This is a genomic window from Mesorhizobium sp. M4A.F.Ca.ET.050.02.1.1 (assembly GCF_003997725.1).
Taxonomy (GTDB): Bacteria; Pseudomonadota; Alphaproteobacteria; order Rhizobiales; family Rhizobiaceae; genus Mesorhizobium.
The window spans coordinates 24,940-30,939 of the sequence record NZ_RZSG01000011.1; the positions used below are offsets into that span (position 1 = coordinate 24,940).

At 57.2% G+C, this 6,000-nt stretch carries 5 protein-coding genes; all 5 read left to right on the forward strand.

Annotated features, from left to right (window positions below; translation table 11 throughout):
- The first annotated feature begins 99 nt into the window (after nucleotides 1–99).
- The 5 genes from EOA33_RS02100 (at nucleotide 100) to EOA33_RS02120 (ending at nucleotide 5,998) form a co-directional block, all read left to right on the forward strand.
- On the forward strand, nucleotides 100–1,524 hold the full coding sequence (locus tag EOA33_RS02100; protein ID WP_245482203.1) for a trehalose-6-phosphate synthase: 1,425 nt from the start codon (nucleotides 100–102) through the stop codon (nucleotides 1,522–1,524).
- Nucleotides 1,525–1,996: 472 nt separating this feature from the next.
- Entirely contained in the window at nucleotides 1,997–2,950 is a 954-nt protein-coding gene (locus tag EOA33_RS02105; protein ID WP_190234183.1) for a LysR family transcriptional regulator, read from the forward strand.
- Between the two features lie 131 nt (nucleotides 2,951–3,081).
- The gene (locus EOA33_RS02110) at nucleotides 3,082–3,930 is read left to right on the forward strand and encodes an AraC family transcriptional regulator (RefSeq protein WP_245482204.1); all 849 of its coding nucleotides are present in this window, start codon (nucleotides 3,082–3,084) and stop codon (nucleotides 3,928–3,930) included.
- A 132-nt stretch (nucleotides 3,931–4,062) separates the two neighbouring features.
- Complete coding sequence (locus EOA33_RS02115; protein ID WP_127404827.1) at nucleotides 4,063–4,938, forward strand: hypothetical protein; 876 nt, start codon at nucleotides 4,063–4,065, stop codon at nucleotides 4,936–4,938.
- Nucleotides 4,939–5,302: 364 nt separating this feature from the next.
- Nucleotides 5,303–5,998 (forward strand): glycoside hydrolase domain-containing protein, encoded by a 696-nt coding sequence (locus tag EOA33_RS02120; protein ID WP_127404828.1) that lies wholly within the window; start codon nucleotides 5,303–5,305, stop codon nucleotides 5,996–5,998.
- Nucleotides 5,999–6,000: the final 2 nt, after the last annotated feature.

Consider the following 6,000-nt stretch of genomic DNA (forward strand, 5'->3'; position numbering starts at 1 on the left):
CGCTATTCTGCCATACGCCTAATGAGATTGTCCCACCTGATGACCGTCCCTAACTTGGCTGAGATCGAAGCCAAAAGCTGTCAGTCAACAGGAGTGACCATGAAGAACCTTATGGGTGTCGTTGGGGACGGTGGAGATGGTAGACTGGTCATTGTCTCCAACAGGGTTGCGTTGCCCGACGAGCACGGGTCACTGCCCCCGGGCGGGATGGCCATTGCGCTGAACGCCGCGCTCCAGCAACGAGGCGGCCTTTGGATGGGCTGGTCGGGGAAGGTGAAAACCGAGAAGAACCAGGTGTCACCGACGATGCAGGAGGCCAACGGCATCACCTATGCCCTTGCCGATCTCTCGCAGAAGGATTTGGACGAATATTACTACGGCTTCGCCAACAGGGTTCTTTGGCCGATCTTCCACTGCCGTGTCGACCTCGCCGAATACAACGACGCGAGAAAGTCAGGATACTACCGCGTCAACCGACTCTTCGCAGAGTCTTTGATGCCGCTCCACCGCGAGGACGACGTCATATGGGTGCAGGATTATCACCTGATCCCTCTAGGGAAAGAACTGCGCGAGCGCGGCTGCCGCAACCGGATCGGCTTTTTCCTGCACATACCATGGCCGCCGGCGGACATCCTCGCCACCGTGCCGCTCTGCGAAGAATTACTGGAAGCGCTTTCGTTCTATGACCTTGTCGGCTTCCAAACCGACGACGATCTTGACAACTTCGCCGAATGTCTACGCCGCCGAAACTTAGGGCTGCTCATGAAAGACCGTAGCTGCCTAGTCAAAGGGCGGGAGTTCCGCTGCGGGGTTTTTCCAATCGGTATCGACACGGCCAAGTTCGAAAGCCTCGCAGAGCTGGCGACGCGCGACGGGGATCTGCAGGAAATTTACAAGACGACTGCTGGCTGTGACGTCGCCATTGGTGTCGACCGATTGGATTATTCCAAGGGCATCGATCAGCGCATCATGGCGTTTCGCCATTTCCTTGATCGTAACAGCCATCGCGTCCGCAAGACGCTACTGCTGCAGATTACCCCGAAATCCCGCGGGGAAATACCGGCCTATCTGGCGTTGCAAAAGCGCATCGCCGAACTGGTGGGAAGTGTCAATGGGGAACTTGGAACCATCGATTGGGTACCAGTACACTACACCAATCGTTCCCATGGCCCGCTGCAACTGGCCGGCCTCTATCGACTGGCACGCGTTGGCCTGGTGACGCCGCTCCGCGACGGCATGAATCTGGTGGCGAAGGAATACGTGGCTGCGCAAGACCCAAGCAATCCGGGCGTCCTCGTGCTCTCGCAATTTGCCGGCGCCGCTGGCGAATTGGAGGGAGCGGTGCTTGTAAATCCCTATGACCCAGAGGCTGTGGCGGCCTCCACGGAAAAGGCATTTCGCATGTCGCCAGACGAACGGAAAGACCGTTGGAACGCAATGAAGCACAGTCTCATCGGGCATGATGTCTATCGATGGTGCGACGGCTTTCTTGCTAAGCTGGAGGCGGCGGACTTGCCAGGCTGATCGCGACCAAGTGAATCAGGGCAGCATTCCGGCCTCGCCGAGGCGTGGTTAATGTGCTGTGGTGGATGGCGATGACCGCAGACCAACTACCCAGTTAGGTTGTACCCGATTATGCTGGCACGGGAGCGAAGAACTCGCGGCTGCGGTCACACATCAAACTAGTTGAGCCGATCCGCGCAAGAGGGCTCTCGTCCCCGGGTCCGTCGGCGTCGAGTATTCGACTGTCTCGCGTCGCTGATCGAGACCCATGTATTGAAGATGTCGACCACCCGGTTGGTGGACATTGCTGATGTGCTAAGCAGCATCGACTACACCGCACGCCAGATCTCAAGACGTAGCGTGAGCACATTCCACATTAAAACAAGAGGAAAAAGACATGGGTGAGCTCTCTTGCGGTTGGCAGATTTCTTCAAACACGCGTGAGCGGCCCCGACTGATTGTCGAGGGCGCTCGCGCCCCACGGCAACAGCAAATGCTGGCATCCATTGACCTGAATTTACTGTTGTCTCTCGAGGCGCTGCTGGAGCACCGCAACGTCACGCATGCGGCTCGGCACGTGCGCCTGAGCCAACCGTCGATGAGCCGAGCGTTGACAAGGCTGCGTGGCATTTTCAATGACGATCTTTTGGTTCGCGGCTCGAGCGGCATGGTCCCGACGCCGCAGGCCGAACGGTTGGCCCGAATGCTGCCGCCGGTGTTGGATGCGCTTCGCGGGATGGTGAACCGCCAGGGGGAATGGCGATCAAAGACGATAATGGCGATACCCGACCATCAAGCCCTGATCTTGCTGCCGCCTCTCCTCCCCCTGCTGCGCGAGCACGCGCCCAATCTCGACATCGTCACCGGCTCGTTTCTAACCGGCGCGCTCCGGCGCCTTGAGCAAGGCGAGATCGATCTGGCCGTTGGGCAGACCGGTGGCACGCCACCGGGCTTCTTTCGGCGCAGGCTCTATACTGACCGCTTCGCCTGCCTGCTACGTTGCGACCATCCAGCCTTGGCGCAGGAATGGACGATCGAGGCCTTCGCTGCCCTGCGCCACGCTGCTATTGACTCGGATTCTAAGGGCGGCTTCGGACGGGTGCATGACGATCTGGCAAATTTACACCTCCAAGATCGCGATCCGGTGCTGGTTTCCAACCTCCTGACGGCCGCTGTAGCCATCGCGGCGACCGATCTGGTGCTGATTGTACCACACCGCGTCGCTACACGGATCGCCGCCTTGCTCCCCCTAGCGATTGTCGATCCGCCGGTGGAACTGTCGCCTTACGAGGTTGGGCTGATTTGGCACGAGCGTTGCCATCGCGACCCAGAACATCACTGGCTGCGCCGCAAGATTGCCGCCGCAGCGGCGGCGGGAACAGAGTTGGCGCGTCCATCGACAATGAGAGAGCAAACGGCTGATGCTTCGCCAAGGGAAGAAGCGTGATGCGATCGAGGTCTGGCACTATCTTCAGGACCGAGCCAGTTCATTACCCCCTCGTCCATCGGACGCGGTGCTGGTTCCGCTGTCCCAACTCAGAGAAACCGACGCGCGCTGACTTCGAGCGGGCATCTGCTGTGAAGAAGGTATTCACACTTACAGCCAACTACACAAACCAAGACCCACCTTCTTCGACCGCCGTTCGGCCGCATCAAGGCTTTCGCAGGCCAAGTCCTCAAGGTGTTACCGAGGTGCATGCATCGATTCTGGCCGCGTATCTTGGCCCGGACCCTTTAGCAGGTAAGTGTTTGTCACAAATTGCGAGTTCTCGGATCTTCGGCAATCTGCCCGACGATGTGCGGCAGATCGATATCCTTGAGCACCGTTTGTTGCGGCCAGGGCGCTGCGCGCAAATCGTCATCATCGATTGCCGCGAATGGGAGCAACATGGGTACGGTCATGCGAAGCTCTCGTCCGGACTGGTGCAACTCGCCCTGGTTTCCGAAGGCAGGCTGGACCGAGAGGCGGTTTTCTCCGACGGGTATTCCGATTACCTGTTGTGGCCACTGATCGAGCAGGAAGTTGTGAGCAGACTGACCGCCTGCGTCGCTCAGATCGCGCGGCGTTCTGCACCGCTATTCTTCTCAGCCGACCCCCTCGTTCAGAAGGCTTGCGATCTGCTGGTACAGCGTGTCGGTCAGCAGATCGCCCTCAGCGAACTGGTGCGCATAGCCGGGACCAACAAGACAACGCTCGTCAACCGCTTCGAGGCTGCCTTTGGCTGCGGGCCTATGACCTGGTTACGGCACTACCGGATGATGGAGGCTGCCGGCCGCTTGCGAAGCGGGCATGAAAGCGTGGCCGAGGTCGCTGAATCCTTAGGCTACGAAAACAGCAACAATTTCTCCACGGCGTTCAAAGCGATTCATGGGCTCTCGCCGCTGCGCTATCGCAAAATGGCGGCGCGCAGAGAAAGGTCTGCCTGAGGCAAAGGTGGGGATCGGAACAAACTGTTATACAGCCAGTGAAGACACGCGAAGATCACCTGATACTCAAGCGTTTACGCACTCCAGGCACTTTGCGACTTTCACAGCAACGGTCAGAATAGGAAGATAAGCATGTTGAACGCGGTCGCTGCGCATTTTCAAGGGCATGAACAGAGCTATTCGGACAAGAACTATGAGGTGGCGAGCGCGTTTTTCGGCGCCAAGTCCCTTCTTTTGGCCCAGCCAGGTGCTGCGCGCCCCAGTGACGACACGATCGCCAACGATCAAGGAACAGTACAGTTTCACCTCATTAGTCAGAAGACCGATGACCCGGCGTACAGCGGCATCATGAAAGAAAATCAGGACAACCTTCTGGCTATAGGAGGACTCATTCACGACTACATGCATACCCATCATCCTAAGGTTGATGCGGAAAAACTTGACATCAACACATGGACGAACGTTGTGGGCAACATTCCCGACCTTTCGATGGGAGGGCAAAAACAGAAAGGTTACTCAAACAAGTTTGCTGGGACCTCCGTCTCAGCCACGTTCCTCTCCTTGATCGCGAAGGCGATCGTCACTGACGGGGCGTCTCTGCTAACGGATTTCGAGTCCTTCCTCACTGAGATGGGCAACCTGACCTTCAGCGCCAACAGCAAGTCGCAGCAGTACAAGGCTCTGACATGCACCTACCAAAGCTACCTTCTCGATAACGGCGCAGGCGGATATTACGACTACGGAGCAATTGTTTTGCGAGAAGTCAAGTTCAATGAGTACTTCCTTGATCTAAAATATTCTTGCTCGTCGGCTCGGTACGTCAACGTCGACATAAGCTATAAAGAGGTTACCAATATCGTTCAGACTCGCCGGATCCGCAGCGGCGGCCCCGATTACAAAAACTTCCAGGAGATCGTGAATAAGAACGCCACCGAGCAGTTTATGAATGCCAAGAACTTCTTTAACGGTGGCTCGACCCCGCAGCAAGACATCACGCCCCAGGTCTGATTCTAATGATTGGTCTCGAAAGCAGCAGCGCACCAACCGACGGTGTCAATTCGAAGGAACCTCGCCAGCGTCATAGATCAGGTCCGGCTGACAGCGGTGCCGACGAACTCCGGCCCCGCTTCTATAAGAAACCAACTATGAAGGCCTGAATCTGTCAAACAAGGATGCGCAGTCCACTATCGCGCAGGTTTTCGGCCGCTTCGGCCCGCCGAGCGACTCACCTTGCTACCTGCGCGTCTTGCCCTGATCCGTATGCCAGACGTTACATTCAGCCAAAAGGAGCAGCACGCTCGTTGAATATGTGAATACCGCAGATTTCGTCAGCGGAGCGAAGTCGGTGGTGCGCTTTGTAGCGGGAAAGCCCATGCCCTATCATGAAGACTTCGCGAAGGCGGACGGATGGTCCGCAGCGGATGTCAGCGTCCGTCTCAACAATGCGGCAGGCCGGAAATTTCTCACTTTCTTGCGAAGATCGGGGGTGACCACGGTCATTCGGTATTACGCGAGTTCCGCGAGGCCAAAAACCATCACACCAGTGGAGGCCAAACTACTATCTGGGCACGGTTTCGGAATTCTGCCGATCTTCCAGGACAGCAGCCGCCATATTTCCAATTTCTCGAGCTCGATCGGCACTGCGAATGCAAAGAGTGCTATGGGGTTCGCAAATCGCGTCGGTCAGCCGAAAGATAGAGGCAGTACGATTCTTTTCGCCGTCGATGGGGACTATCCGGCTAAGCAGATCGATGGTCCTATCCTAGCGTACTTCCACGCGATTAAAGATGAGATCGACGGCACTTTCGCCATCGGCGCGTATGGTTGCGGTGCGGTGCTCTCAAAACTAATGGCGGAGGGATTGATCACGGTTCCATGGATATCTATGTCGCCGCTGTTTCTTGGAACCGAGCAGTTCTTTTCCAACCGATGGTCGATGCGGCAGGTACCTCCAGAGGTTACCCATGGCTCCTCTGGGGTGGGCTATGATCGCAATATCGTTCGGGTTCCTCGGAGGGAGATCGGGGCCTTCCAAGTTGATGAGTCGGGCGAAGGCTCGCGGGCCTAGAT